We start from the raw sequence: 24,677 nt of genomic DNA on the forward strand, positions 1-24,677 counted from the left end.
TATTTGACCAGTCAGGTTTCGGATAATTGGCTGGTCCTCACCCAGCGCTAGTTCTAGCCGCGCATCGCATCGGCGGGGCTCTTGCGGGACGCTACCCACGCCGGGTACGCCGAAGACACCAGACCGGTAAGGGCGCCAACGCCCACGCCGAGCACCACGAATCCGGGTGAGAGAACCGCCTGCCAGCCCTGCACGAGCGAAAGAATGATGGTCGCAATCATGCCGGAGCAGGCGCCGATGGAGCCGCCGAGCACGCCGAGCATGACGCCTTCCATGAGGAAGATGCGGGCAATCAGCCATTTACTCGATCCGATGGCGCGGCGCAGCGCAATCTCTGCGGTGCGCGATTGCACGGACAGGTACATTGCGGTTGCCGCTGAGAGGGAGGCGAGCACCAGCAGAATACCGGAGAGCACACCCACGTACAGGCCCAGGTCCGAGGCGATGGATGCGCGCAGGCTCTGCAGGTCGGAGGGGGTTTCCACGTTGATCTGGCTGGGTTCAGCGGGCTTGAGGGTCAGCGGAATCGCCTTGGCGACCGCCTTGCCGTAGCCTCGTTCGGTTTCGGCAATGTAGGTCACCTGGCCGCGTCCGGTGCGCTGAAGTGTGCCCGGCGAGACAATGACCGTGTTCCTGAATTCGTAGCCGCTATTGCCGGGGTCGAAAAGGCCGACGACCGGCATCAGCTGACCTTCCACCCAGATGCTCACACCGGGTGCCACCTGCGGCAGCCCGCCGAGCTTAATGCCGTACTCGACGGCGGGTAGCTCGCCGGGGCGGGGCTCGGTTGTGGCGTTATCTGCAGCCTTATCTTCGGGAATAATGCCGAGGGCACGGGCAGCGGAGACCGAGACGATAGCGCCGGAGAGCTGCTCGGCGCGTTCACGGTCGGCAACATTCTGCTGGGTGAGGGTCGAGTTCATCTGTTCGAGCGCACGCAGGGTTTCGGGGTTCATGCGGGCACCGATTTGCTCGAGCCGGGTCTTCGAGGTGGAGCTGAGGCCAATCGCCGTTTTGGGTTCGTCCTCATAGGGGCTGAATCGGGTGATTCGCACGTCGGCGGGCGCCACGCTGCTGACGAATCCGGTGTTCTTCACGTAGTCCAGCGCGCTAATGCGGTCGGCAACATTCTGCGCGGATTCGCCCTGCCGGTAGGTTCCGAGCACGTTCTCATCATTATCCCTGTCGCTGATGTAGAGCGTGGATTGTTCGGATCCGAGCAGGCGCTGGTTCACCTGGTAGCTGGCGGATTCGCTCATGCCGGAGGCGCTGATGAGTCCGCCCACGCCCAGTGCGAAGGACAGACCCAGTAGCAGGGTGCGTAGCGGTCGTGAGGTGAGCGCCGAGATTGCCTCGATGCTGTCGTCGGTGAGGAAGCTTCCGCGGCGATGCGTAGCGGGCTTCTCCCCCGGTGCGAGGCTGGTGGTAGCATCTACCGGGGCACCGACCGTGGTTTCCGCTGGGGTATCCGTTGTAGCCGGCACAGCCTCGGCAACCGGCACCGTAGCTGAGTCGGCGCGGCTCTGCTCGTGCAGCCGCCCATCCTCAATGCGGATCACGCGGCGGGCGGCGGCGGCAACCTCCGGGTCGTGGGTAATCACCAGCACGGTACAGCCGGTGGCATTAATGCGCTGAAGAATCTCAATGACCTTGGCGCTATTGTGGCTGTCCAGGTTGCCGGTAGGCTCGTCGGCAAGAATCAGCGGCGGGCGCGTGGCGAGGGCACGAGCAATGGCGCAGCGCTGCTTCTCGCCGCCGGAGAGGTAGCGGGTGCGGATGCTGGCGCGGTCGCTCAACCCCAGAAATTCTAGGGTTTCTTCGGTGCGTTGCAGGCGCTCGCCGTAGGGTACGCCCTGCACGCGCAGGCCCATGGAGGCGTTGGTCGTGCTGGTTTCGTCCAGCAGCATGTTTGAGGATTGGAAGATGAAGCCGAGGTGGTCTCGGCGCATTTCGTCGCGTTCTCTGTCGCTGAGTCCTTCCGTGTTTTTGCCGAAGAGGCTGTAGGTTCCGCTGGTGGGAGTGTCGAGCAGGCCAATGGCGTTGAGCAGGGTGGATTTACCGGAGCCCGATGGACCAATAATGGCGAGGAATTCGCCGCGTTCGACCACCAGGTCGAGATGGTCGAGGACTGCTCGTTCGCTCCCTTCGAAAACACGGGTAATGCCGTGCATTTCAATAGCGGGCGCGGTGTTGGGCGCGGTGGTGGACATCGTGTCGAGCGCAACGTCGAGCCCGGCGGCTTCTCCCCTGATGCGCGGGGCTGTCATGCCGTCGGGGGCTCGCTCGGGGATTCTATTTCGGCGGCTCATGAGACAAGCACCTTCTGTCCCGAGCTGAGGTTCGCGTTGATTGCGGCGTACCCGCCGGCAGTGCGTAGAACCTCAACGTTGACTCGTTCGGTGGCGGGCGCATCCTTGCTGGTCGAGGTGGAGCTTCCGCCCTTTTCAACAAGCACGTAGGTGCCCTGGGAATCCTGACGTACCGCGGTAGTCGGCACGGCGAGGGTGGTTGAGGTGTTGCCCTTACTGGTGATGGAGGCGCTCTGCCCCGGAGTGAGCTTGCTCGGGTCGTCGGCGCTGAATCGCACGCTCTTTGCCGCACCCTTGGAGGGGTCGTTCTGCAGTTCACCAATGCTGGTGATGGTGCCTTCCACGCTGCCGGTGGAGGTGCGCAGGCTAATGCGATCACCGACCTTGAGCTTGTTCGCGACGGCGAGTTCAACGCTGGATTCCACGTAGGGTTCGCTGGTTTCTACGCTCGCGATGGGGTTGCCGTCGCTGATGAGCTGGCCGACCGCCGCAACCGCGGTGACGGTGTGGCTACCGCCGGGCAGAATCGCGTAGTTGCTGCGGGCAATGCTGGTGACCCCTTCGCTGGGCACGCCGGTCAGGTGCGCGCGGTGCAGGCGCGTTACGGCGTCGAGGGTGTCTTCGGTGACGGTGCCACTCTGCGCGGTGGCGTACCCGGCGGAGTTCAGTGCCTTCTGGAAGGCGAGCACGTCGTCGCCGTTATCGCCCAGGTTGAGGTCGCGGTACAGCGGCAACGGCCCCTCCAGCACGAAGACCGGGTCGGCACCAATAATGCCGATGAAGTCACCGGCCTTGAGCACGTTACCGGGCTTCTGGTTCTGGTAGACGAGCACCGGCTCACCGTTGGTGCGCGCGCTAATCGGGGCGGTCTCTCCCGCCTTGGTGGTTCCGGCAATGGCTAGTCCCTCACTGACGGTGCGTTCTTCAACCTTAGCCCAGACCGGGATCACGGTTTTTGCCTGCACGGTCGGGTCGGGGCCCGTGGCGGCGTAGCGGGTGCCCAGGTAGAAGGACAGCATGAGCGAGCCGATAGCGAGAATAGCCAGCAGCAGGAGCACACGGGGTCGGGCGATGCGCTCGCTAAAGCGGTGCCCGCTGTTTTGGTTCTGTGAGTGAGTGGTCATGGCGGTGTCTTTCTACGCGGGTGCGGGCTACCCGCCGAGCCTGTGTCTCGGGTGGCCCGCACCATTACCGGTCTTTCCCCGGCATCAAAATTCGGTTTTAAAATCCGACGTCAAAACCGGTCGTGGACGCTCGGGTTACTGGTGCTCCAGAACGTACTGCTTGAACTTCTCGTCGCGGTCGCGGTCGGCTTGGCGCTCCTGTTCAAGCTGCGACTGGTACTTGCGGATGAGCGGCATCTGGTACTGAGCTTCCAGGTCGTAGAGCTGCTTGCTCATGCCGACCTGCTGGTTACATTCGGCCTGGATGGTGGCGATGCGAATCTCTTCTTCGGAGGCGGGCTCGTTGAAACCGCCGTTCTTGCTCAGCTGCTCAGCCAGCGGGGTTTCCTCGGCGACGGAGCCTGCCGAGCGAGGGGTGAGGCCGCGGTCTGAGACGCACTGCTTCCACTTCTCTTCGAGCTCGCGGTGCAGTTTGCTACCGTAAACGGCGCTGGTTGCGTCGCTGGAGATACGACTGTATGTGGACTGCACGTCATTCTCGAGCCTCTTGCCTTCGGGCACCGCGGCCTCCAGGGTCTCGCGGGCCTTGGGGTAGCATTCGGTGCGAAGCTTGTCCTCGGGGCTCATGCTCTCCCCCGAGTTATAGGAGATAGGGGCGGCTGCGTTGTTGGGGTCTCGCTTCTGAGAACCGTACTTCTGGGCGTACTCGACGTTCCAGGGACCGTACTTTCGTCCCAAATCACCGCGGGGTGCGCTTTCAGAATAGGGAGCCTGGATGGTGTAGTTCTGCCCGTGTTCGGCGAAGCACTGCTTCATGGCAATCTGAAAGGCGGTGTACTCGTAGTTGGTGCGCTCGTAGTAGGAGTAATCGTCCAGGGGCATCTTCACGATGTCCTGTTCCGCGTCAAAGATGGCGTGGACGCTTTCGTCACGTTCCAGCGGCGGGTTGAAGAGCGAGCAGGCGCTCAGAGGGAGCACGCCGATGCAGAGCAGGGCACCCGTGGTGAGCAGGCGGCGGCTCATGCCAGTGCGAGGGGCGGCTGCGGTGGAGCTGCGGTTGAGGGATTTCATCGTTGAACGCCTTTCATAGGAGTGAGTTGTACACCACATTACACTTTTTACTCCCTGTCGCGCTCGAATTTCGGGGGGGGTGTGCACCAAAAATTTTTGCGCGCCTACTCGCCTGCCGAGAGCTGCATCCTCTGCGAGAATATCCTCTGAGGGAATAGTCCTCTGGGTGGCATAGAAAAATCCCCCGAACTTCTCGAAAGAGAAATCCGGGGGATTCTTCAAACAGCTACATGCTACTTGGTCGGCATTTCAGCCAGTTCGGTAGCGTCGTGAGCGTCGGGGATGTGATCCACGTGCAGACGCTTACGGAAGACCCAGTAGGTCCATGCCTGGTAGACGAAGACGACCGGCAGACCCATACAGGTCACGAAGGTCATAACACCCAGGGTGTACTCGGAGCTGGATGCGTTCGCAATGGTGAGCGAGTATGCCGGGTCCAGGGTGGAGGGCAGAACGTTCGGGTACATTGCGGTGAAGATTGCCAGCGCGCCGAATGCGAGGAACACGGACAGACCAGCGAAAGCGCGACCCTCACGGCCACCCTTTGCGGAGATCCAAGCAATCAGAACAGCAACCACAGCCAGGATGGTGCACAGCCAGGAGACGCCGTTACCGGTGGTGAAGTCCAGAGCCAGAACCCATGCAACGATCGGCAGCAGCAGGACGGGAGACCAGCGTACCAGGGTGTTGCGGGCACGGTCACGGATGTCACCGTCGGTCTTCAGAGCGACGAAGGCAAGACCCTGAACCAGGGAGAAGCCAACGAAGCCCAGACCGCCGAGCAGAACCGGCAGGGAGACCCAAGCGAAGGCGCCGCCGACGCGGTCACCATTGTCGTTGATGGGCAGACCCATGGAGGTCAGACCGAGCAGAGCACCGACGAGCAACGCGATGAAGAAGGAAGAAACAGACAGAGCGATGTTCCAGTTACGGATCCACTTCTCGTCGTTCTTCTTACCGCGGTATTCAATTGCGACCACGCGCAGAATCAGGAAGACCAGCGCGAGGGTCAGAGGAATGTACAGAGCCGAGAAGAGGGCTGCGTACCAGATGGGGAATGCTGCGAAGATAGCAGCACCGCCGGACACAATCCACACCTCGTTACCGTCCCAGACGGGGCCGATGATGTTCAGCAGCAGACGACGTTCCTTCTCGTTCTTGGTGAACTTGGAACCCATCAGCATACCGACGCCCAGATCGAAACCGTCGAGGATCAGGTACATGATGAGGAAGACGCCAATGGCGACAAACCAGAGGGTGGGCAGGCCAGGCTGACCGGCAAAGATATTGAAATCAAAGTTCATGGTGAATCAATCCTTACCCGCCTAGTAGGCGAACTCCAGCACATCGCGCTTGGACTTGTCGTTGGACTCGTCCTCGTGGTGCGACTGAACCAGCTCGGGCATTGCTGCCACAACACCGGCCTTGACGTACTTAATGAGCAGGTAAACCTCAACCACCATCAGCACACCGTAGAGCAGGCCCAGGGTGAGCAGGGAGAAGAGGATTTCTTCACCGGAAACACCCGGGGAGATAGCTGCTGCGGTGAACAGGTGGATCGAGGGATCACCCTGAAGGTTCGGAGCCACAACGAAGGGCTGGCGGCCCATTTCGGTGAAGATCCAGCCCAGTGCGATGCCAAAGAAGGGAGCCAGGATAGACCAGACAGCAACGTTCTTGAGCAGCTTGGACTCGGGGACGGTGCCTACGCCCTTCTTACGGGTTACCCACAGTGCGTAGAGGTAGAAGGGCAGAACGATTCCGCCGAGGCCCATCATGCCGCGGAAGCCCCAGTAGGAGACCTCGAGGGAGGGCAGGTAGTCAATCTTCTGACCTGCGCGCTCACCGTAGAGCGGGTTGTTGGGCAGGTTGGTGCCGAACTTAGCTTCGTACTCGGGCAGCAGGGTCTGGATGCCCTTCACCGGGGTGTCGAAGTTGTCGTGTGCCAGGAAGGACAGCACGCCGGGAACCTCGATGATGGGGGTGATCTTGTCACAGCTCTGAGCGCCGAGCTCACCGACGGTCAGAACGGAGAAGGAGGTGCCGTCGTGGCACGCAGCTTCTGCAGCAGCCATCTTCATGGGCTGCTCGTGAATCATCATCTGTGCCTGAATGTGACCGGACGCGCCGATACCTGCGAAGGCGAGGAGGCCCACAACAGCGCCCAGGCGCAGGGACTTGAACCAGACCTGGAAGTCGGCCTTGTCGCGTGCGCCCTTGTCGGACTCACCAACAACAACCTTGCCGTCAACGACCTTGTCGATGCCGTCCTTGCGGCGGCGCCACAGCTTGTACCATGCGATACCAACCAGGAAGCCACCAGCAACCTGGATAGCGGAGGTGATGACGTGAGTGAAGGTCACCCATGCGAGGGGGTTCAGCAGCACAGCACCGATGTCGGTCATACGGGGACGACCGTCAATCATTTCTGCACCAACGGGGTGCTGCATCCAGGAGTTTGCAACCAGAATGAAGAATGCAGAAATCCAGGAGCCGAGGACTGCCATGAACAGCGAGAATGCGTGTACAGCAGGCTTGAGGCGGTCCCAACCGAAGATCCACAGACCCAGGAAGGTCGACTCAACGAAGAAGGCGAAGAGGCCTTCCATTGCCAGCGGAGCGCCGAAGACGTCGCCGACGAAGCGGGAGTATTCGCTCCACGCCATGCCGAACTGGAATTCCTGAACCAGACCGGTGGCCACACCCATTGCGAAGTTAATGAGGTACAGCTTGCCCCAGAACTTCGTCATGCGCTTGTATTCGTCCTTCTTGGTACGAACGTAGCGAATGTACAGGTAGGTCACAACAAGGCCCAGACCCAGAGTCAGCGGAACCATGAAGAAGTGGTAGACGGTGGTAATACCGAACTGCCACCTACCAAAATCAAGGGGATCCATTGATAGGTCCTTACTATGTGTGTACTTAATGTGTGTTTGTGCCAGATTTCGGGTAGTCCGCCATCGATGGAGGGCATACGAGAGTTACTGACACACTGTCTCTCATGCTTCTAAGGTACAGGGTTTTCCTGAGGAGCTGTGAGTAGGCTGTGCATAGTATGGACGTTTATTGTTTGACGTTTCGCTAAAGGTACGTTGAACGTTATCCCCCGACGCGCGGGTAGATTGAGGGGCGAAGCACTGTGGTGCATTGCGGGGTTGCGAGGTAGTTTCGGAACCACGGTGAAACTTTGCGTTTTTACATTATTTCTGCAAAATTTTGGTGACAGATTCCCGGAATATGACAGGTGGTTCAAGTAGTGCTCAAAGCTTAAATTTGCCTAAACCATACCGATTTTACTGAGATTTTCAAGAAATAGTGTGACTATTATCACGGAAAAATCATGGAATGTGACACGCCAGGCACCGCTCCCCCGCAAGGTACCGCAAGCTACATATCGATGCTCTCAGTATCCAGCTGATGAGCACCCGCAATGATGAACTCCTTACGCGGAGCCACCTCAGAACCCATCAACAAGGAGAACGCACGCTCGGCAGCCTCCGCATCCTCAATGCGAATACGGCGCAACATACGATGACGCGGATCCATCGTGGTCTCAGCCAACTGATCGGCGTCCATCTCACCCAGACCCTTATACCGCTGAATGGGTTCCTTATAGGACACACCCTGCTCCTGCAAAGAATCCAGAAGCTCATGCAGCTGCTTCTCCGAGTAGGTGTACACCATCTCGTTCGGCTTACCGCGGCGCACCACCTCCACGCGATGCAGCGGCGGAACCGCAGCGTACACGCGACCCGACTCAATCAGCGGACGCATGTAACGGTAGAACAGAGTCAGCAGCAGGGTACGAATGTGGGCGCCATCCACGTCCGCATCGGTCATCATAATGACCTTGCCGTAGCGAGCAGAGTCCAGGTCAAAAGTACGACCCGAGCCTGCACCGATGACCTGAATCAGCGCCGCACACTCAGCATTCGCAAGCACATCAGTCACCGAAGCACGCTGAGTGTTCAGGATCTTACCGCGAATCGGCAACAGAGCCTGATACGAAGAAGAACGTGCCAGACGCGCAGTACCCAGCGCCGAGTCACCCTCCACGATGAACAGCTCAGAATGCTCAACATTGGTTGAACGGCAATCCACCAGCTTGGTGGGCATGGACGAAGACTCCAGCGCGGTCTTACGGCGCTGAGTTTCCTTATGGATGCGCGCCGAGACGCGGGTCTTCATCTCAGAGACGACCTTCTCGCACAGAGCGGCCGCCTGAGCCTTCTCCGCACGGGCGGTCGACTCCAGGCGAGCCTTCAGCGCATCACCCACGACCTTCGACACGATCTGGCGAACCGCCGGGGTACCCAGAATCTCCTTGGTCTGACCCTCAAACTGCGGCTCGGCAAGACGCACGGTCAGCACGGCGGTCAAGCCGGCGAGCACGTCATCCTTCTCAATCTTGTCGTTACCCACCTTGTACTTGCGGGCATTATCGGCAAGGTGCTTGCGCATCACGCGCAGCAGGCCCTGCTCAAAACCGGTGGTGTGAGTACCGCCCTTGGGGGTGGCAATAATATTCACGAAGCTGCGGACTGTCGTCTCATAGCCAATACCCCAGCGCAGCGCAACGTCCACTTCACAATCGCGCTCCACATCGGTCAGCTGCGAGCGGCCATCCTCACCCAGCACCGGCACGGTCTCGGTGAAAGAACCGCTGCCGCTAAAACGCCAGGTGTCGGTAATCCGCTCATCGTGCGCCAGAAACTCGACGAACTCGCTAATGCCGCCGTCGTACTGGAAAACTTCCTCGTGGGGCTCCAACTCGCCGGGGGTGCCGGGCAGTCGGCGCTCATCGCGGATACAAATACGCAGACCCGGAATGAGGAACGCGGTCTGGCGCGCACGAGCAGCCAAGTCCTCATAGCTGAACTTAGCGTCGGGGGTGAAAATCTGCGGGTCAGCCCAATAGCGCACACGGGTGCCGGTCACGCCACGCTTCGCCTTGCCCACAATCTGCAGGGCGTCAGTGCCCTCGGTTGCGGGAGTGAACGGATCTTCGGGCTTGGGGGTACGGCCGGACTCAAAGTGGCCGGGAATGCCGTGGCGGAAGGACATCTGGTAGGTCTTCGAGCCACGATCCACCTGCACGTCCAGACGCGAAGACAGCGCGTTCACCACGGAAGCGCCCACGCCGTGCAAACCACCGGACGCGTTATAGGAGCCGCCGCCAAACTTACCGCCGGCGTGTAGCTTAGTGAACACGACCTCCACACCGGACAGGCCGGTACGCGGCTCAATGTCGGTGGGGATACCGCGGCCATCATCACGCACCTCAACCGAACCGTCACGGTACAGAATAACCTGAATGGACTGGCCGAAACCGGCGAGCGCCTCATCCACCGAGTTGTCGATAATCTCCCAGAGGCAGTGCATCAGGCCGCGGGAATCGGTGGAGCCAATGTACATGCCCGGGCGTTTGCGTACAGCTTCCAGACCTTCCAGCACGGAGAGGTGACGGGCGGTGTAGTTCGAAGACGCCACGGGAATCCTTTCGGCAAGTGATGACTGTGTATTCAGCACGGCAAGCTTGCGGAAGGGAGAAAAAATGCCCCGGGCCTGCGCTCATAGTGCTCTAAGTTTCTATTCTATCGTGGCTTGTTGCCCGCTTCTGTCTGTATCGTCATGAGGCTCTGTCGAGAGAATGAAACAGCAGAAAAGCACCGGCTGCCACTCCCCTATGGAGTAGCAGCCGGCGTGTGAGTATCTGTGGATGTCTGAATTTTTAGGATGCATTTCTGAGATGTCCACTCTGGGCGCCTCATAGCAGTGGCACTGCCCTAGTGAGCCTCACCCGAGGCGCGCGAGGAGCTCTCGTGACGGTTCGTGACCATGATATTGGACTTGAAGTAGAACTCTTCGGGAAGCTCATTCGTGACCGGGCCGTGCGGGAATTCGCTGAGCTTCGGCACGAAGTACCAGTCCATCAGCTCGCCGCTGCTCTGCTTGAGGACGCGGCGTTCCCTCATGGCGTGGCGTACCTTGCGGCGCAGGCGCGGGCTGTCTTTCAGGGTGCTGGTGAAGACCCACGGAGTCTCGTAGCCCTCGGTGACCATGCCGAAGGTGATGCGCAGGTTGCCGTTCTCATCGGCGTCCATCGTGAAGTCGCCGTCTGCGATATCGGTGAAGGCGAGCATCCAGCTGTGGCGGCGTTCGTAGCTTTCGCGGGTGGTCTGCAACGCCGCAATGATGCGATGGTCGACCAGCAGCTCCACCTTGCGTTCGGTGATTTCACCCAGACGAGCGTAGGAGCCGAAGGCGCGGTTCGCACCACTACGGCGAGGCCACTTCGTCACCGCACCGTGCGGCACCTCCCCCGCAAAGGTGAAGGGGCCCGTCATGGTGCCGGGCAGACGCAGACGCTCAAACGGAGCCGTCGGCAGGAAAGTCGTCAGCAGCTGATCGGAGCTGACCGACTTACCCCAGCGCGCCATCTCAAAAATGGTCGGTTCAGGGCCTACAGGGTAGATATGCGGCATCTTGCGACCGAACTCGTCAAAGCCCTCAATAAACTCACCGTTGGAGCTGTACCCGGGCATGGTCGCACCGAGCGGGCGAGTCCACGACCCCGAATACGGCTTGGTCAGGTGCGGGTTCTCCACCGGCAGGATGCTGGTGCGAGCACCCAGGTAGGCGGGCATGCGCGAGAGGTTACGCCAGGCGAACTTCGCGGCAACCGCCTCGCGCCACCACATCGGGCGTTTGCCGGGGGTCTGCCCGCCCAGGCAGTGCATGAGCAGCCAGAATCCAGCCCAGCCGAGGCAACCTGCGGCAACTACCCAGAAAATAATCGTCAGCACGGTGTGCAGGGTTCCGGTTGCCCAGATATTCGTGGCAATCAGGCCCATGAATGCCGCCCACGCCGCCATGACGTACGGACCGAGCGTAATCATCGGATCGACCACCTTCACGGCGGCAATGACGCGGCGGTTCAGTCCGCGCCACACGTAGGAGTACGCCCAGCATCCGGCGGCAAGGGCGAGTGCCATCAGCAGAAGAAGGATGAGCATCGGTGTGTCTCTTTCGCTGCAGGTTTTTCTACCGCGGTCGGTGACAACAAGCGTCGGGCAGATGCCCCGCTGAAAGGCTCTTCAATAGCAAAACTCGCCTGCCGAAGGTACCTTCAGCAGACGAGTTTCTTTGGTGTCACTAACCTTGAGGTAAAGCTTCTCTACCTATTGTGCCTTTAATTGGTATCCCTGTGGGGGATTTTAGGGGGATGCACGAAAAAATCGTACCCAACCCCGCGTTTTCGCCCATCAGACCGGCACAGTAAGACCTTCGCAGTGAGACCGGCGCAGCGAGTATGCTCTGGCGCCTCAGCGACGGTTTTAGACAGAGGTTTTAGACAGCAGTTTTAGGAAGCCAACGCCGCAGCAATCTGAGGAATCAGCGCCTCAAAAGCACGCGCACGGTGGCTAATCGAGTTCTTAATCTCGGCGGGAATCTCAGCGCAAGACTTGCCAGCGTACTGACCCTCGTACAGGGCGTTCTCACCGTTCAGCTCCACGGGGCGCAGAATCGGGTCGTAACCGAAGCCGCCCTCCCCCGCCGGTGCGGTCAGCAGCTCACCGGGCAGCTCGCCGTACTCGACCGCCTCAAAACCATTCGGGGAGGCAACCGAGGCCGCACAGCAGAACTTCGCGCCGCGGTGCTCGGCAGAAATATCGCTCAGCTGAGCCAGCAACAGGTTCAGGTTCGCGGAGTCATCGCCGTGGCTACCAGCCCAGCGCGCCGAGAAAATACCGGGGGCGCCGTTGAGCACATCCACCGACAGGCCGGAATCGTCAGCAATAGCGACCAGGCCGGTTGCCTCGGCAACAGCGCGCGCCTTCAGCAGGGAGTTCTCCGCGAAGGTCACGCCGGTCTCGGGAACATCGGGGGCGTCCACGCTGGAGGCGTCAACCACCTGGGTATCAACGTCCAGGCCGTCAATGCGTCCGCGCAGAATTTCACGCAGTTCCTTGAGCTTGCCCTTATTGTGGCTTGCCAGAACAATCTTTGCGTCTGCCATAGTTTCTCCTTGTCGACGGAACTAGTTACTGGGACGGGTTAGTGTGCCAGTGCTTCACGCTGAATCTGAGCCAGCTCAGCGGTGCCTTCCAGCGCCAGGTCGAGCAGGCTGTTGAGCTCGTCGCGGTCGAAGGGCGCGCCCTCGGCGGTGCCCTGAACCTCAACGAACTTGCCGCTGCCGGTGACGACCACGTTCATGTCGGTCTCGGCGCGAACGTCCTCGGTGTAGGGCAGGTCCAGCATGGGGGTGCCGTCAATAATGCCCACCGAAATTGCGGACACCGAATCGATCAGCGGGTTCGCCTTAGCGGGCAGAATCTTCTGCTCCTTCGCCCAAGAAATAGCGTCAGCCAGCGCCACGTACGCGCCGGTAATGGAAGCGGTGCGGGTGCCGCCGTCAGCCTGCAGAACGTCACAGTCGAGCACGATGGTGTTCTCGCCCAGCTCGTCCATGTTGATAACCGCACGCAGGGAGCGACCAATCAGGCGAGAAATCTCGTGGGTGCGGCCGCCCACGCGGCCCTTCAGCGACTCGCGCGAAGAGCGGGTGTTGGTGGCGCGCGGCAGCATCGCGTACTCGGCGGTCACCCAGCCCTTACCTTCGCCCTTGAGCCAGCGCGGCACGCCCTCGGTGAAGGATGCGGTGCACAGCACGCGGGTGTTGCCGAACTCGATGAGGGCGGAACCCTCAGCGTTGCGGGACCAGCCGCGGGTAATGGTGATGGGGCGCAGTTCGTTGAGGGCGCGGCCGTCTTCGCGGGTTGCAGTCATGGGTTCTCCTTGAATCTGTCTGCAGGATTTATGTCTGTCTGTTGAATCTATGTCGAAAAGTGGGCGGGCTGAGCGCAGTTTGCACTAGTCCAGCTCGGGCTTGGGCAGCGCAATCGCGGTGTTCAGCGGCGGATCGAGTACCTCCACCACATTCAGGGTGGACGTGACCGGGTGAGCCTCCGTCGGGCGCGGGTAGATGCGGTAGCTTGCCGCCATTTCGGCAATGCCGACCGGGCCAGAGAAAGCGCTGCGCGCCTCCGCGCGGGCGATGTCCGGGTCGTTCCACACGGGCAAGTGGGTTAGCAGCAGGTTACGCACGCCCGCCTCCGTGGCAGCCTCGCCGGCGCGCTTGCCGGTCAGGTGAATACCGCGCAGGGCGTCGTCGCGACCTTCCTGGTATGCTGCCTCGCAGAGGAACAGGTCAGCGCCGCGCGCAGCCTTGACCAGGCCCTCGCACAGGTCGGTATCGCCCGAGTACGAGAACACGGTGTGACCCTCGCGGTCGTTGCAGGTGATGCGCAGGGCGTACGGGTCCTTCGAGGGGTGAACCACACGGAACGGCTCCACGCGGAAGGGACCAATCTGTACGGGCTCACCCTCAGTCCAGGTGTGGTACTCGAACTCGGTGCTCATGCCCGGCTCCGGGTCCAGGCCGTGAGTCGCCGAAAGGTACTCGTTAATCGCGGCGGGACCGTACAGCGGAATGCGGCCCTTGGGCCAGCCGCGCGGATCCCACTTGACCGCCACGTGCAGACCGGACAGGTCGATGCAGTGGTCCGGGTGCAGGTGCGAAATCAGAATCGCGTCAATATCGCTCAGGTCGATATGGCGCTGGAGCATGCCGAGGGAGCCGTTGCCCATGTCCATGATGATGCGCCAGGTTCGACCCGCGAAGTCCGTGGCGGTGAGCATGTAGCAACTAGCCGGTGAGACGGGGCCGGGGAAGGAGCCCGTGCAACCGATAACGGTTAGACGCATGAGGTGTCGTCCTTAGGGGTGGTGCCGAAAAATTCGGTGCCCGCGACAGTGTGTGCTGCCTCTGCAGGATCTGCCGATTCGTCGATGGTGATGTTGCGGTGTGCCGCAAGCATTTCGGGGGTGAGTGCCGCCAGCGAGCCGGTCGGGTAGCGTTCCGCCACGGAGCTGGTGTGGCGCACGTTGGTGACCTCGGGGCCGAGGAAGCGGCGTGCCAGCTGCGAGAACGTCTCAGATTCGCCGGTGGCGAGGAATTCGTGGTGCGGATTTTCCTCGGGGACCGGGCTTTCAATGGCGAGGTTGAGCAGTTCGCGGTACACATCCTTCGCGGTCTCATCCGCGGAGGAAACCAGGGTGACATCCTCACCCATAATGTAGGAAATCACGCCGGCCAGCAGCGGGTAGTGGGTACAGCCGAGCACGAGGGTGTCCACGCCGGCATCCTTGAGCGGCTGCAGGTACTCGCGGGCGGTCTCCAGCAGCTCGGGGCCGGAGGTAATACCCTTCTCCACGAACTCCACGAAGCGCGGGCACGCCACCGAGTGCACCTCAAGGTTCGGGGTGATCGCGAAAGTGTCCTCGTAGGCGCGGGAGGTGACGGTCGCTTCCGTCGCAATCACGCCGATCTTGCGGTTGCGGGTTGCGGCGAGCGCACGGCGGGCGGCGGGCTGAATCACCTCGATGACGGGGATGCCGTACTGGCGGGTGTAGCGTTCGCGGGCGTCGCGGAGCACCGCTGCGGAGGCGGTGTTGCAGGCGATGACGAGCATTTTCACGCCGGAGTCGACGAGTTCGTCCATGATGCGCAGCGCGTTGGCGCGTACTTCTGCGATTTTGAGGGGGCCGTAGGGGCCGTGGGCGGTGTCGCCGACGTAAATGATGCGTTCGTGAGGCAGCTGGTCCATGATGGCGCGTGCCACGGTGAGTCCGCCAACGCCGGAGTCGAAGACGCCGATGGGTGCCGCGGCGGTGGGGCCTACGGGCGCGGGGCTTCCCCAGGGGGTGCGGGCACGGTAGGGATTTGTTGCGTCGATGCTGTCACTCATGTGTCACCTACACTTCGTTATCGGTCGGGTACCACGTTCTATGCTAACTCGCTAAGGTTACCCTTTTAGTCCGTTGAGCGGTTAGATGAGTCGAGAACCACCATTATGTGGTTGTATATGACGATAGTTTGAAGGGGAATTTGAAAAATTCGTTCTATTCTTGCTCTTTTTCCCCGCCATCTGCCCCGCCAAATACTCCGCCGGTCGTTTCTTCGTCGTCCAGCCCGTCGAGCATGGCGAGCATGAGCGAGTCCTGAACCCAGGAGACGAAGTTGTACACCACAGCCATGTACTCTTCCTGGGTCTCGATCTCGGAAGGGTCGGTGAACGCTGCAATATCTTCTGCGGTGTCTTCGTCCACGATGTAGAGGCGGTCGGCGAGCACCAGGCGAATATCGCCGAGCGCAGCAGCCCAGGCGCGGGCGTGTTCTTCGTTCAGCCGCAGGTCGCTGGACTCGATGTCGAAGGCGAGCATGGCGAGGTTCGCGCGTTTGGTTTCGCGCAGGTCGCGTTCGGTGTAGCGGCGGTATTCGGTGGCGGCCTCGTCGTCGCTGCTTGCGGCGGGTAGCAGGCGTGCTACGGCACTGTCGGCGGGGATGGTGGGGTTTTCGGTGATGCCGACCAGCGCCTCCAGCGGGTCGACGGTGCCGCCATCGGCGGTGGTATCTGCCGGGCGCAGTAGCGCGCGCACGTCTTCGGCGAGTTCGCGGATCAGGTCACGTTCGGCGGGTTCGAAGGAGGCGGTGTAGCCTCCGGGGGTGCGGCGGAAGGGTCGCGCCATTAGTTTTCTACTTTCTCGAAGGTTGCCAGCAGACCCCAGGCGTGCATTGCCTGGGTGTGTTTTTCGGCGTCTTCGCGCGAGCCGGTGAAGACGATTGCCTTGCCGTTGTTGTGCACCTGCAGCATGAGCTCTTCTGCGCGGGCGCGGGAGTAGCCAAAGTGGCTGCGGAAGACGTAGGACACGTAGGTCATGAGGTTGACGGGGTCGTTCCAGACGATGACTTTCCAGGGGGTGTCTGTGGCGAGGATGTTCTCCAGGGCGGTGTCGAGGTCGGTGTCCTCGAGGGTTCCGGTAGAGAGGGTCACGGCGGTAGTGTTCATTGGTTTCCTTTGCGGCCGGTTCCCTTTGATTATACGGGCGGGTATGTGTTGCCCCTATGTGACCCCTGTGTTCGTCCTGCGCTACTGCGATGTTCGTCCTGCGTTGCTCCCGCGCAGAGTGCTGGTAATTTGTCATACTACAGCACTTAGAGTCAATAATACTTTATGTAGTGATTGACACGCCGACTCAAGAGGAAAAATACCCTAATCCCCCACTACAATAAACACATGGCTACTACTTCCCTTCTCACCGACCACTACGAACTGACCATGCTCCAGGCGGCACTCGCCTCCGGCGCAGCCAACCGTAAGTGCACTTTCGAAGTCTTCACCCGCCGCCTGCCCGCGGGCCGCCGCTACGGCGTCCTCGCAGGCACCGGCCGATTCCTCGAAGGCCTCGCTAACTTCCGCTTCAACGACGAAGAACTCTCCTTCCTCTCCTCCCGCAACATCGTCAACAAAGAAACCCTCTCCTACCTCGAATCCTTCACCTTCAGCGGCAACATCCGCGGCTACGCAGAAGGCGAAGCGTTCTTCCCCCACTCCCCCGTCATGCAGGTCGAAGGCACCTTCGCCGAAGCGTGCGTCCTCGAAACCTACCTGCTGTCCATCCTGAACTTTGACTCCGCCGTGGCGAGCGCCGCCTCCCGCATGAGCGCAGCCGCTGGCAACCGCCCCTGCCTCGAAATGGGTTCGCGCCGCGCCCACGAACGCGCCGCCGTCTCCGCCGCACGCGCCGCCGTTATCGCCGGCTTTGCGGGCACCTCCAACCTGGAGGCTGGCCTGCGCTACGGCCTGCACACCATCGGCACCAGCGCCCACGCGTTCACCCTGCTGCACGACAGCGAACGTGAAGCGTTCGAGGCGCAGCTGCGTTCCCTCGGCGCCCGCACCACCCTGCTCGTCGACACCTACAACGTGGACGAGGCAGTCCGCCTCGGCGTGGAACTCGCGGGCGAAGAGCTCGGCGGCGTGCGCCTGGACTCCGGCGACCTGGTCGCCACCGCGGCACGTGTGCGTGAATTGCTCGACTCGCTCGGCAACACCCACACCAAGATCACCGTCACCAGCGACCTGGACGAGTACGCCATCGCATCCCTGGCGGCAGCGCCCGTGGACTCCTACGGCGTGGGCACCAAGCTGGTCACCGGCTCCGGCGCGCCGACTTCCTCCATGGTGTACAAGGTTGTTGAGCGTGAGAACTCTGCCGGTGAAATGCAGCCGGTCGCTAAGGCGTCGGCTGGCAAGGCGTCCATCGGTGGCGCCAAGCGTGCGGCCCGCCGCCTCAATGGCATGGGCATTGCGACCGCCGAGGTTCTGGGCACCCACGAGGACCCGAACCTGCTCGAGGGCACCCGCCCGCTCATGGTGGACTTCGTCCGCAACGGCGAGCTGCTCCCCGGCTTCACCGGCGAGGAAGGTGTGCGCCGCGCAACCGCCCGCCACGTAGCATCCCTGGCTGAGCTTCCCGAAGCTGCCCACCGCCTCTCGGAGGGTGAGCCGATCATTCCGACCGAATTCATCTAAACCACCCTTCTGAGATACTGTTTTCACCTGGCGAATCAGAGTGAAAACTCATTCCTACTTGTAAAGGACAGACATGTCTAAGGCACTGATTATTGTTGACGTGCAGAACGATTTCTGCGCCGGCGGCGCCCTCGCCACCGAGCGCGGTGCGGACGTTGCCGCGCTGATTAGCGAATACGTGGAGAACAACCACCACCGCTACGACGCGATTGTCGCCACCCAGGACTGGCATATCGATCCGGGCTCGCACTTCTCTGACACCCCCGACTACGTTGACTCCTGGCCGGTGCACTGCGTCGCCAAGAGCGAAGGCTCGCAGATTCACGAGAACCTGGACACCGACTACATTGAGGCGTACTTCCGCAAGGGCCGCTTCGAGGCAGCGTACTCGGGTTTTGAGGGTCTTCTCGCCCCTGAGGATGAGGTCGCAACCGGCGAGCACGAGCCCGGTGCGGATGCGTCTGAGGACGGCCCGCAGACTCCCCTGTCGGAGTGGCTGGATGAGCGCGGTATCGAGTTCGTCGATGTTGTCGGTATCGCCACCGATTATTGTGTGTCGGCAACCGCTCGCGATGCGGTCGATGCAGGCTACGAGACTCGCGTTCTGGTTGACCTGACCGCGCCCGTGCACGAGGACAAGCTCGACGACGTGGTTGCCGAGCTTGAAGATGAGGGCGTCGAGGTGGTTGAGGTTCTCTAACCTCCACTATCACTGTAGGTAACTCACCATTTCAGGCGGGTACTAAAGATACAGAGACGTTGAATACACAGAGGCGGGGAGCCTGGGATGTACTATCCCAGGCTCCCCGCCTCTTAGCGTGCCCAATATCCTGGCGTGCCCATAACTTATGGTGCCTGCAACCAGCCGAGGTCATGAAACCTCTGCGGTTATGTAGCAGATTGAGCCGCTTATTTAAAGCGGTCCTCCGCCATGCCGTTCACGTGCACGTTCGGGCCAGCCGGCGCCTCCTTAGTGCCAACGATTGCGCCATTACGCACGCTCGGCGCCAGGTAGGATCCGCCAGCGCCACCGGCGCCGCCCTGCTGAACGTAGCCGACCGCACGGCGCGGGTTCTTCGGGTTGTTGCACCACTGCTGCGAGATGATGATTGCCGAAACCGCGTTCACCACGCCGGAGCCGCCGCGTACCCATTCCAGGCCGCAGACCGGGCTAATGGCGTAGCTGGAGCCGACGTTTCCGGGCGCAAAAAAGCCCGCGAGCGCATACACACCCGCGGGCTTCTACCTCTCAATCTTGAGAGGTCGTTAGACTAACCCTTAGTCTCGCAGAGGTACACCTTGGCCTCGCCGTCATAGACGTTAATGCCGGTCCTCATCGAGTTCATAGAGTTAGAGAGTTCACCCTGAATAACACGCGGCGACAGGTACGAACCACCCGCACCACCGGCACCGGAGAACTGCAGGTAGCTCACGCTCTGGCGGATACCCGCAGGGTTGTTATTCCACTTCTGAATGGTCGTAATAGCAGACAGCGCCAGTGCAGCACCCGAACCACCACCGCCGTAGCCGCCGCCACCGCCTCCGGACATTGCGAACTGGTAACCGTTGAACTCAGCGGCAGTCTCCTCAGCAGAGAATTCGATACGCTCGCCGCCGGGCAGAGTCAGCACTTCAAGGTTCTTCGGGTCATTATTGTCGAGCTGGTAGCTATAAGCGACAGCGCCGTTACCGCCCTTGGCCTCAAAACCGGAGCCGCCCGCGTTACCTGCAGCCGAAGAGCTGTACAGCACCTGGTTATTCTGGCTGTCGTAGCTAAAGATATGGTTGGGGCTACCGGTCGGCACCTCGGGCTTAGCTGCGCCCGCACCACCTGCGCCGTTGTTTCCGCCCTTACCGCCGTCAACAGATACCTTAGTGTTCAGGCTGTGGGTGTAGAACTGGGTTCCCGTGGTCGCATCCTCGCCGCGAGTGCTCAAACCGCTACCCGCAAAGCTGCGGATGGGCGGATCAGTCGGGTGGTAATTCTTCGTCACGCTCGCATCAAGAACAGCGGGGAAATGCTTCGCGTGAGGCGCTGAGGTGTAGGAGTACGTGATGCCGCCGCCACCGCCACCGCCTGCGACAGCGATGACTTCGCCGTCAATCAGCAGTGCCGAGGCGCCGCCGCCGGGGTGCCCATAAACTTCAACGGTACCCTTAGGACCGTCTTCAAGCTCCCTCCAGTTGAGGGCGCCCGGGTAACGTTTGGTCACTTCAGCCACCACTTCGGCAGGCATGGTGAATCGGGGTGCGTCGCCGCCGTCGCCGTAGCCACGCCCGCCTCGTGCCGGGCCGCCAGTCTTAAGACCAAACGGATAGGGAGTGCGGGCGTCACCGGAGCCGCCACCAGCAATGACACGAACCGTCTGGCCCGGCTTCACCTCAACGATTCCAATCGCGCGGGCACCCGAGCCGCTTTCGTGGCCGGTGTCGCTGACTCCGCCACCACCAAAAATATCGAAGCGAAGCTTACTCACGTTAGCGGGGACGGTGAATTCCTCTTCTACACGATAGTCGCTATATCCCCTCAAGAACTTGTGGGGGCTGTCAGCAAAGACGCAGTCCAGGGATGCAGCGAACGCGGGAACAGCAGCCGAGGTGGCGATGACGGGGGCGGCCCACGCGGCACCCGCAACGACCCTGCGGCGAGAAATATGAGTAGACATCAGTGTCCTTCGGTGTGGTTAGTTCAGGTGCTCGTTCCCCTACCGCGCGCGGGGCAGCAGACTGTGCCGGGCTGATGCTTCCCCGGAGGCGGGGCCCATCAGGTGCTACACTGCCACCTCAGCTGTGAAGCGGAAAATGTGGTGCTTCAGGTGTGCATGGTTAGAAAACGGTGACCTGATGTTTCTCTATATGTGCACCGCTCATGCACTCAGCACTGCCCTTTTATTCATTCTGGCTGGTGTCTAAGAACGGGGAGGAGTCTACACCGAACCGTGTGTTCGGCGCCGGATGTTACCTCCTCTCCTACCCTACAGGTATAAGGCTCTAGTTGAGGGTCATCTCTGCTTATGCGACCAAATATTACGGGCACGCAAAAGCCCCGCGAGCGCATACACACCCGCGGGGCCCCCTTATCCAAAGGTATTTACGTGCTCACCTTAGGCAGGGAAGGTTGACTATACCTCACAAAGATACACCGTCGCGGTGCCCCCCCTGACCATACTGCGAGCCTTTGTATGCATTATTGGCCCGAGAAATTTCACCTTCAATAACGCTCGGAGCCAGATAAGATCCACCTGCGCCACCCGCGCCGGCAAGCTGCGCAGAGCTGATACTCTGGCGAGCACCCGTCGGGTTATTATTCCATTTCTGAGCAATCGTAATAGCAGACTGTGAGAGCGCCGCGCCTGAGCCGCCACCACCGTAACCGCCACCGCCACCACCGGACACAATGACCTGCGCGCCGTTGAAGTATGGGGCGAGATGATAGTAGGACAGATATTTATAGGTTCCATCAGGGCGTCGGAGAGTTTCGTAATACTGAGAGTACATATCGTGGTTATCCAGCTGATAGCTCACAGACATCACGCCGTCGCCACCATTTCCTTGCAGACCATTAGTCCCGGGATTACCTGCAGTGGAGGAGCTATAAAGCACCTGCTTATTCTGACTATCGAAGCTAAAGATATCATTGGGGGTACCAGTCAACACGGTCGGCTTAGCACCACCGGCACCACCAATACCATTACCGCCACCCTTGCCACCTTCAACAGTCAGCTGAACGCTCGGGTCCTGAGCATAATATTCACGCCCAGTTGTGGCGTCACCACCGCGTGCGCGTTCCCCCGACCCACCCACACTGAGCACGGGCGGGCGGGTCTGGTTTTCCGGGCCAATCATACGAGCGTCAACAATTCCTGGGAAATGGTCCGGGTCAGGTTCCGTCGTGAACATTGTTGCCCGGGTGACACCACCGCCACCGCCGCCAGCAACAGCGATGACCTCACCGTTGATGAGCAGAGCCGAGGAACCGCCGCCCGAGCATCCATAAATCTCTTCCATAGGCTGCTTAGGATGCGGACCGTGATCCCAATCAGCAGCCCACACCCAGCGCTTGGTTAGCTTTTTCATCACGTCATCGGGAATCCTGGAGCTGGGAACTCCACCACCGTTACCGAAACCTTGGCCACCTTGGGAGCCTTCAGTCCGGTACTCATCTAAATTGTCAGCTCCGTACCCTCGGACTTCGAGCATACCGCCGCCACCTGCGATGAGCTCAATAGTTGCCGGACCATCCACCCCGATAACTCCGGTTACTTTCGCACCTGAACCGCCGAGAGAGTTGTTTTCAAAGCCTCCGCCACCTGCACCACCGATCAGTTCAAAACGTATCTTATAGAAGGTAAGGCGGCTATGAAGATATTCCGTTTCTTCCCCGCGCTTATACATGTCAGCATAGGCAGACATGTAAGGTTTTTCTGACACGGTGCAATCCGGTTTTGAAGCAGCGTAAGCTGGCACTACTGCTGAAGCCGCAATCACGGGGGTTGCCCAGGCGGCACCCTTCACGACCTTACGGCGAGAAATATGAGACATCACTGTCCTTCAATAGTTGGTGTAACCGTTCTTCTAGCCCATTTCTCGCACTCGGCGCGGCAGAATAACGGCTACATGGTGTTTCTGATGGAGGCTCCTCCGTAATGGCGACCATGCCAGGTTCGGGAGGGGCATCCACCAATAGAGTACATGAATCAGGTTTTAGAGGCACCCCAAAAGGTCATAAAACACCACGTCGAATCATTTTTATACCCGTTTTATAACTGTCCGGCAGGCTATTTCATGAGTTTAGAACGCGCAAAAGCCCCGCGAGCGCACACACCCGCGGGGCTTTTCTCTACGTTCTGTTCACGTTCTAGCGTCGGCCCACGAACCAGTCCGACAGCTTATCGATACGCGCCTGAATCTGCTCAGCAGAAGCCTGCGCGACCGCCGGGCCGCCACAAATCTTACGCAGCTCATTATGAATCACGCCGTGCGGCTGACCCGAACGAATCGACCACGCCGCCACATTCTTCGCCAACTTATTGCGTAGCTCCTTCAACTGGCGGTGATCCACCACCGAAGGCGCCGCAGTCGCCGGGCGGCGTGCCGCATGCTCACGCTGATGCGCTCGCAGCAGCGTACCGACCTGTTCGGCATCCAGCAGGCCAGGAATACCCAGGAAGTCCTGCTCCTCCTCGCTACCCACGGCAAGGTTGCCGGAGGCGAACTCGGCGCCGTCGAACAGCACACCGTGGAAGGACGCCTCGGAGCCGAGCGCCTCGAACTTGCCGCGTGCCAGCTGCTCGGAGGCGCGCTCCTCGCGGTTTGCTTCTTCGAGCAGGTGGTCATCCAGCCCCTCAACCATGGGGTCGATTTCCTGGGGTGCGCCGCGGTCGAGGGCGTGGTCACGTTCTACTTCCATGTCGTTGGCGAGCATCATCAGCTGCGGCACCGACGGCAGGAACACGGAGGCGGTTTCGCCGCGCTTGCGGGCACGCACGAAACGACCGATAGCCTGGGCGAAGAATAGCGGAGTGCTGGTGCTGGTGGCGTACACACCCACGGCGAGGCGGGGCACGTCCACACCTTCGGATACCATGCGCACGGCGACCATCCAGCGCTGCATGCCTTCACGGAATTCGTCGATTTTTGCGGAGGCTTCACGGTCGTCAGAGAGGATTACGGCGGGGTATTCGCCGGTGATTTTCTGAATCTGTTCGGCGTAGGCTTTGGCGTCCGCGTGGTCGGTTGCGATGACGAGCGCACCGGCGTCGGGCACGGTGCGGCGCACCTCAGTCAGGCGCTTATCGGCCGCCGCGAGCACGGTCGGAATCCATTCTCCGTTGGGGTCGAGGGCGGTGCGCCATGCCTGGGAGGTGATGTCCTTGGTGAAGCCTTCGCCGAGGTTTGCCGCCATTTCCTCACCAGCGGAGGTGCGCCAACGCATCTGGCCCGAGTACGCCATGAAGATGACCGGGCGCACCACGTGGTCCTTCAGCGCGGGGCCGTAACCGTAGGAGTAGTCCGCTTTGGAGCGGCGGATACCGTCATTGTCGACCTCGTAGGTGACGAACGGAATCGGGGAGGTGTCCGAACGGAACGGGGTACCGGTCAGCGCCACGCGGCGGGTCGCGTCGTCGAACGCTTCACGCAGGCCGTCGCCCCAGGACAGCGAATCACCGGCGTGGTGAATCTCGTCAAAAATTACGAGGGTCTTCGTTTCCTCGGTGTTGCGGGCGTGCAGCTGCGGCTTATTCGCCACCTGCGCGTAGGTCAGCGCCACGCCCTTGTAGTGGCGGCTGATGGTCACATCCGCGTTCTTGAAGTTCGGATCAATAGGAATACCGACCTTCGCGGCGGCGTCTGCCCACTGCTTTTTCAGGTGGTCGGTGGGCGCCACAACGATGAGCTGGCGGACCGTGCCGCGGTTAAATAGTTCCTTGGCGAGGGTCAGCGCAAACGTGGTTTTACCCGCGCCGGGGGTTGCGACTGCCATGAAGTCGCGGGGGTTGGTTTCGAAGTACTTCTGCATGGCTTCTGCCTGCCAGGCGCGCAGGCTGACGGAAGTACCCCAGGGGGCGCGGTCGGGGTATGCCGGGGAGAGCTTCGGCTTCACCATACTGTCGAATAGGGTGGGTTCCTCTGCGGGTGCGCTCATTCTCTCCTTCTTCCTCGTCTGCCTCTGCTGGTACCCTCTGCCGACTCAGGGCAGGTGCCTCTCCCCCGTTAGGAGGTGGCGCTCTAGT

At 60.8% G+C, this 24,677-nt stretch carries 19 protein-coding genes; 2 read left to right on the forward strand and 17 right to left on the reverse strand.

The window, feature by feature from the left end; genetic code table 11:
• Positions 1 to 53 precede the first annotated feature (53 nt).
• From O3649_RS04385 to clpS, 13 genes are all read right to left on the reverse strand, one after another.
• A complete protein-coding gene (locus tag O3649_RS04385) occupies positions 54 to 2,309 on the reverse strand; it encodes an ATP-binding cassette domain-containing protein (protein ID WP_371572942.1) in 2,256 nt (751 codons plus the stop codon).
• Positions 2,306 to 3,433, reverse strand: coding sequence for an efflux RND transporter periplasmic adaptor subunit (locus O3649_RS04390; protein WP_371572944.1), 1,128 nt, complete (start codon positions 3,431 to 3,433; stop codon positions 2,306 to 2,308). The genes O3649_RS04385 and O3649_RS04390 overlap by 4 nt, the downstream gene beginning before the upstream one ends.
• Positions 3,434 to 3,568: 135 nt before the next feature.
• The gene (locus tag O3649_RS04395; protein WP_371572946.1) at positions 3,569 to 4,504 is read right to left on the reverse strand and encodes a multidrug transporter; all 936 of its coding nucleotides are present in this window, start codon (positions 4,502 to 4,504) and stop codon (positions 3,569 to 3,571) included.
• Between the two features lie 233 nt (positions 4,505 to 4,737).
• Entirely contained in the window at positions 4,738 to 5,808 is a 1,071-nt protein-coding gene (cydB, locus tag O3649_RS04400) for a cytochrome d ubiquinol oxidase subunit II (RefSeq protein WP_070687920.1), read from the reverse strand.
• A 21-nt stretch (positions 5,809 to 5,829) separates the two neighbouring features.
• Entirely contained in the window at positions 5,830 to 7,401 is a 1,572-nt protein-coding gene (locus tag O3649_RS04405; protein WP_070629480.1) for a cytochrome ubiquinol oxidase subunit I, read from the reverse strand.
• 490 nt (positions 7,402 to 7,891) lie between these two features.
• A complete protein-coding gene (locus O3649_RS04410; protein WP_371572950.1) occupies positions 7,892 to 9,994 on the reverse strand; it encodes a type IIA DNA topoisomerase subunit B in 2,103 nt (700 codons plus the stop codon).
• Positions 9,995 to 10,290: 296 nt separating this feature from the next.
• Positions 10,291 to 11,520, reverse strand: coding sequence for a peptidase E (locus O3649_RS04415; protein WP_371572952.1), 1,230 nt, complete (start codon positions 11,518 to 11,520; stop codon positions 10,291 to 10,293).
• 347 nt (positions 11,521 to 11,867) lie between these two features.
• Positions 11,868 to 12,524 carry a non-canonical purine NTP pyrophosphatase gene (locus O3649_RS04420; RefSeq protein ID WP_371572954.1) on the reverse strand — a complete coding sequence of 219 codons (657 nt, stop codon included), beginning with the start codon at positions 12,522 to 12,524 and terminating at the stop codon, positions 11,868 to 11,870.
• 38 nt (positions 12,525 to 12,562) lie between these two features.
• The gene (gene rph, locus O3649_RS04425) at positions 12,563 to 13,294 is read right to left on the reverse strand and encodes a ribonuclease PH (protein WP_005506419.1); all 732 of its coding nucleotides are present in this window, start codon (positions 13,292 to 13,294) and stop codon (positions 12,563 to 12,565) included.
• An 84-nt stretch (positions 13,295 to 13,378) separates the two neighbouring features.
• Positions 13,379 to 14,272, reverse strand: coding sequence for an MBL fold metallo-hydrolase (locus O3649_RS04430; RefSeq protein ID WP_012903738.1), 894 nt, complete (start codon positions 14,270 to 14,272; stop codon positions 13,379 to 13,381).
• Positions 14,263 to 15,315 carry a glutamate racemase gene (murI, locus tag O3649_RS04435; RefSeq protein ID WP_371572956.1) on the reverse strand — a complete coding sequence of 351 codons (1,053 nt, stop codon included), beginning with the start codon at positions 15,313 to 15,315 and terminating at the stop codon, positions 14,263 to 14,265. Before murI ends, O3649_RS04430 begins: the two co-directional genes overlap by 10 nt.
• Before the next feature lie 154 nt (positions 15,316 to 15,469).
• A complete protein-coding gene (locus O3649_RS04440; protein ID WP_303939092.1) occupies positions 15,470 to 16,096 on the reverse strand; it encodes a DUF2017 domain-containing protein in 627 nt (208 codons plus the stop codon).
• Positions 16,096 to 16,416, reverse strand: coding sequence for an ATP-dependent Clp protease adapter ClpS (gene clpS / locus O3649_RS04445; RefSeq protein WP_005507825.1), 321 nt, complete (start codon positions 16,414 to 16,416; stop codon positions 16,096 to 16,098). Before clpS ends, O3649_RS04440 begins: the two co-directional genes overlap by 1 nt.
• 228 nt (positions 16,417 to 16,644) lie before the next feature.
• On the opposite strand from clpS, the gene O3649_RS04450 reads away from it, so the two are divergent.
• Together O3649_RS04450 and O3649_RS04455 are read left to right on the forward strand one after the other, a co-directional pair.
• Complete coding sequence (locus O3649_RS04450; RefSeq protein ID WP_298457488.1) at positions 16,645 to 17,943, forward strand: nicotinate phosphoribosyltransferase; 1,299 nt, start codon at positions 16,645 to 16,647, stop codon at positions 17,941 to 17,943.
• 73 nt (positions 17,944 to 18,016) lie between these two features.
• Positions 18,017 to 18,643 carry an isochorismatase family protein gene (locus O3649_RS04455; protein WP_049326936.1) on the forward strand — a complete coding sequence of 209 codons (627 nt, stop codon included), beginning with the start codon at positions 18,017 to 18,019 and terminating at the stop codon, positions 18,641 to 18,643.
• A 209-nt stretch (positions 18,644 to 18,852) separates the two neighbouring features.
• On the opposite strand, the gene O3649_RS04460 is transcribed toward O3649_RS04455, so the two are convergent.
• The 4 genes from O3649_RS04460 to O3649_RS04475 all read right to left on the reverse strand — a co-directional run bounded on the left by O3649_RS04460 (position 18,853) and on the right by O3649_RS04475 (position 24,589).
• A complete protein-coding gene (locus O3649_RS04460) occupies positions 18,853 to 19,173 on the reverse strand; it encodes a hypothetical protein (RefSeq protein ID WP_371572959.1) in 321 nt (106 codons plus the stop codon).
• A 41-nt stretch (positions 19,174 to 19,214) separates the two neighbouring features.
• Positions 19,215 to 20,609, reverse strand: a complete 1,395-nt coding sequence (locus O3649_RS04465; RefSeq protein WP_294633546.1) for a transcriptional initiation protein Tat — start codon at positions 20,607 to 20,609, stop codon at positions 19,215 to 19,217.
• Positions 20,610 to 21,072: 463 nt separating this feature from the next.
• Entirely contained in the window at positions 21,073 to 22,485 is a 1,413-nt protein-coding gene (locus tag O3649_RS04470; RefSeq protein WP_371572962.1) for a transcriptional initiation protein Tat, read from the reverse strand.
• A gap of 316 nt (positions 22,486 to 22,801) precedes the next feature.
• Positions 22,802 to 24,589: a DEAD/DEAH box helicase gene (locus O3649_RS04475; protein WP_005507820.1), complete on the reverse strand. Its 1,788-nt coding sequence runs from the start codon at positions 24,587 to 24,589 to the stop codon at positions 22,802 to 22,804.
• Between the last annotated feature and the right edge of the window lie 88 nt (positions 24,590 to 24,677).

The organism is Rothia sp. 27098_8_29 (assembly GCF_041432785.1).
Taxonomy (GTDB): domain Bacteria; phylum Actinomycetota; class Actinomycetes; order Actinomycetales; family Micrococcaceae; genus Rothia; species Rothia mucilaginosa.

Coding starts and splice junctions, on each gene's coding strand:
- O3649_RS04455 (WP_049326936.1), top strand. CDS start 18,017: ATGTCTAAGGCACTGATTATTGTTGACGTGCAGAACGATTTCTGCGCC.
- O3649_RS04420 (WP_371572954.1), bottom strand. CDS start 12,524: ATGGCAGACGCAAAGATTGTTCTGGCAAGCCACAATAAGGGCAAGCTC.
- O3649_RS04385 (WP_371572942.1), bottom strand. CDS start 2,309: ATGAGCCGCCGAAATAGAATCCCCGAGCGAGCCCCCGACGGCATGACA.
- clpS (WP_005507825.1), bottom strand. CDS start 16,416: ATGAACACTACCGCCGTGACCCTCTCTACCGGAACCCTCGAGGACACC.
- O3649_RS04440 (WP_303939092.1), bottom strand. CDS start 16,096: ATGGCGCGACCCTTCCGCCGCACCCCCGGAGGCTACACCGCCTCCTTC.
- O3649_RS04390 (WP_371572944.1), bottom strand. CDS start 3,433: ATGACCACTCACTCACAGAACCAAAACAGCGGGCACCGCTTTAGCGAG.
- murI (WP_371572956.1), bottom strand. CDS start 15,315: ATGAGTGACAGCATCGACGCAACAAATCCCTACCGTGCCCGCACCCCC.
- O3649_RS04415 (WP_371572952.1), bottom strand. CDS start 11,520: ATGCTCATCCTTCTTCTGCTGATGGCACTCGCCCTTGCCGCCGGATGC.
- O3649_RS04470 (WP_371572962.1), bottom strand. CDS start 22,485: ATGTCTCATATTTCTCGCCGTAAGGTCGTGAAGGGTGCCGCCTGGGCA.
- O3649_RS04475 (WP_005507820.1), bottom strand. CDS start 24,589: ATGAGCGCACCCGCAGAGGAACCCACCCTATTCGACAGTATGGTGAAG.
- O3649_RS04430 (WP_012903738.1), bottom strand. CDS start 14,272: ATGCGTCTAACCGTTATCGGTTGCACGGGCTCCTTCCCCGGCCCCGTC.
- O3649_RS04465 (WP_294633546.1), bottom strand. CDS start 20,609: ATGTCTACTCATATTTCTCGCCGCAGGGTCGTTGCGGGTGCCGCGTGG.
- O3649_RS04395 (WP_371572946.1), bottom strand. CDS start 4,504: ATGAAATCCCTCAACCGCAGCTCCACCGCAGCCGCCCCTCGCACTGGC.
- rph (WP_005506419.1), bottom strand. CDS start 13,294: ATGACTGCAACCCGCGAAGACGGCCGCGCCCTCAACGAACTGCGCCCC.
- O3649_RS04405 (WP_070629480.1), bottom strand. CDS start 7,401: ATGGATCCCCTTGATTTTGGTAGGTGGCAGTTCGGTATTACCACCGTC.
- cydB (WP_070687920.1), bottom strand. CDS start 5,808: ATGAACTTTGATTTCAATATCTTTGCCGGTCAGCCTGGCCTGCCCACC.
- O3649_RS04450 (WP_298457488.1), top strand. CDS start 16,645: ATGGCTACTACTTCCCTTCTCACCGACCACTACGAACTGACCATGCTC.